The following is a 2,606-nucleotide window of genomic DNA, read 5'->3' on the forward strand; positions in this document are numbered from 1 at the left end:
GAGGCGCTGCTCGACCGGGTGCCGCTGGACCCTGCGCGGGTGCACGCGATGCCCGCCTCGGACGGTCCTCACGGTGACGACGCCGACGCGGCAGCCGCCGCGTACGCGGCCGAGCTGGCCGCCGCCGGGGGACCCGACGGGGTGCCCTCCTTCGACGTGCTGATGCTGGGCGTCGGGCCGGACACGCACGTGGCCTCGCTCTTTCCGGAGCTCCCGGCGGTACGGGAGACCGAGCGGACGGTGGTCGGGGTGCACGCCGCGCCCAAGCCGCCGCCGACCCGGATCTCCCTGACGCTCCCGGCGATCCGGGCGGCGAAGGAGGTCTGGCTGCTCGCGGCCGGCGAGGACAAGGCCGGGGCGGCGGCGCTCGCGCTGTCCGGCGCCGGCGAGGTGCAGGTCCCCGCGGCCGGTGCCCGGGGCCGCTCGCGCACCCTGTGGCTGCTGGACGCGGCGGCCGCCGCGGAGCTGCCGCGGAGCCTGTACCCGCACGCGACGGCCTGATCGCGAAGGTCCCGGAACGGGACGGAGGCCCGGTTCACCCGAGGGTGGGCCGGGCCTCCGTCGTGCCGGGGTGCCGCGGGCCGTCCGGGGCCCGCCGGGCGTCCGGGCCGTGCGCGGGCTCCAGGAAGGGCGTGAGCAGCCCTGGTACGGCCTCGGCGGCGAGAGCGAGCCCCTGACCCACGCCGGTGTCCGCCACGGTGTAGGCGCCCGCGCCGGCGGCCGTGGTCGCGGTCACCGTCAGGAGGCCCGCGCGGCGCTGGACGTACGACTGCTTGACGGTCCATCCGATGACACCGGAGCGGCGGAGGGCGACGGTCGACCGGCGGACCGTGCCCGAACGGGCGACGAGGTAGGGCCCGCTGACGGTGTGTCCGAGGGAGCGGTAGGCGTCGCGGGCCAGGAGCACGCCGAGCGGGGCGAGGACGACGGTCCCGCCGGCCGCCACGTACAGCAGGACCGGGGTGAGGAGGGCGCCGAGGACGGCGAGGAGCGCGGCCGGGAGGAGGACGGCGGCGAGCGCCCACCGCAGCCGGCGGGTCCGCGCGGCTGGGGGGTGGGCGGCCAGCGGCGCGGACGTGGGCGGTTCGGGCTCCCGCAGCACCTGGGCGGCGACACGGTCGGCCGTACGGCGTTCCGCGGCCGGCAGCAGGTTCTTGAGGTCGCCGTGCCGGTCGCCGTCGTTCTCCACCAGGCCGGTGGCGACGGCGTCCACCCGGGCGGCCCCGCAGAGGCGCACGCCGAGCGGTTCGACCAGTTCGACGCCGCGCAGCCGGCGCTCCTCGATCGAGACCGAGCGGGTGGTGAGGAGCCCCCGGCGGACCCGCAGGGTGCCGCCCGGCTCGCGCTCCAGGCGGTAGTTGCCCCACATCTCGGCCCACAGGCCGAGGGCCCCGAGCGCCCCGGCCGCGGTGGCGACGAGGACGAGGGCGAGGACCGTCCAGGGCAGCGAGACGTCCCGGAAGCGGTCCCCTATCCAGTGGATGACCTCGCCCTGGGCGCCGAACCACTCGCTGACCTGGAGGACGGCGCCCGCGGCGGCGCCGCCGAGGGCGGGGGCGACGAAGGAGACGGGGGCGTAGCGGATCCAGCGCGGGTCGAGGACGGCGAGGGCGCCGTCGTGGAGCGGGTCACCGGGTGCGGCGGCGGGCCGGACGAGGAGCTCCCGGCGGAGCCGCTCGCCCTCGGCGCGGGCGACCAGCTCGAGTTCGAGGGTGGACTCGCCGCCGCCGGTGCTCTCTCCCGTGCCGATGCGGACCTTGACGAGTCCGAGGACCCGCTGGAGGGGGTTGGCGGTGAGGTCGACGCTGCGGATCCGCTCCCGGGCGAGCGAGCGGCGTTTGAGCAGCAGGAGCCCGGTGCGGAGGTCGACCCGTTCGGGGCCGGCCCGGTAGCGGGTGCGGCGCAGGCGGACCAGGTCGGCGGCGGTGCCGCCGAGGACGAGGAGGAGGGCGCCGGTGACCACCCAGACGACGGCGTGGCCCAGCGGCGTCCCGGCGATGCCGACCGCGAGGGGCAGGCCGGCGCCGGTGGCGACCCCGCAGAGCACGGCGGCGGTGACGGCCGGCGTGCGCGGGTCGAGCCGCCGCCACTCCCCCGGCTCCCCCTCCCCCGGCGCCTTCGGCCCCTCCGCGTCCGGGCCGGGGCCGCCGTCCCCGCTCATGTGGCGTCCCCGGGAGTGGCCTGGGTGAGGGAGGTCAGCCGCTCGCCGAGCGCGGCGGCCAGCTCGTGGTCGAGGCCCTCGATCCGCAGGGCCCCCTTGGAGGAGGCCGTGGTCACCGTGACGGTGCCGAGCCGGAACAGCTGCTCCAGCGGCCCGCGTACGGTGTCCACGGTCTGGATCCGGGAGAGCGGGGCGATCCGCCACTCCTGCCACAGGGCTCCGGTGCGGACGTAGACCGCCTCGTCGGTAACCTCCCAGCGGTGCACCCGGAACCACCAGAGGGGGAGGAACGCGGTACCGGCGAGCCCCGCCGCCGCCACGAGGGCGGCGGCGGGCAGCAGCCAGGCCCTGGCGGGCCCGACGAGGGCGCCGAGGAGGCCGAGGACCGCCGCCGGGGCGGCGGTGGCCACCAGGCAGCGGGTGCGCCACCAGGCGACGGCCCGCC

The 2,606-nt window shown here is 78.2% G+C and carries 3 protein-coding genes; 1 reads left to right on the plus strand and 2 read right to left on the minus strand.

Annotated features, from left to right (window positions below; genetic code table 11):
- On the plus strand, positions 1 to 501 hold a 501-nt coding region (gene pgl / locus RIF68_RS33900; RefSeq protein ID WP_309055307.1), incomplete at its 5' end, for a 6-phosphogluconolactonase.
- A 34-nt stretch (positions 502 to 535) separates the two neighbouring features.
- On the opposite strand, the gene RIF68_RS33905 is transcribed toward pgl, so the two are convergent.
- Both RIF68_RS33905 and RIF68_RS33910 read right to left on the minus strand, forming a co-directional pair.
- The gene (locus RIF68_RS33905; protein WP_309055308.1) at positions 536 to 2,161 is read right to left on the minus strand and encodes a PH domain-containing protein; all 1,626 of its coding nucleotides are present in this window, start codon (positions 2,159 to 2,161) and stop codon (positions 536 to 538) included.
- Positions 2,158 to 2,606, minus strand: a 449-nt coding sequence (locus tag RIF68_RS33910; RefSeq protein WP_309055309.1) for a PH domain-containing protein, incomplete at its 5' end; no start/stop codon positions are given. The genes RIF68_RS33905 and RIF68_RS33910, both read right to left, overlap by 4 nt.

Source organism: Streptomyces sp., assembly GCF_031178505.1.
Taxonomy (GTDB): Bacteria; Actinomycetota; Actinomycetes; order Streptomycetales; family Streptomycetaceae; genus Streptomyces; species Streptomyces gulbargensis.

Coding starts and splice junctions, on each gene's coding strand:
- RIF68_RS33905 (WP_309055308.1), bottom strand. CDS start 2,161: ATGAGCGGGGACGGCGGCCCCGGCCCGGACGCGGAGGGGCCGAAGGCG.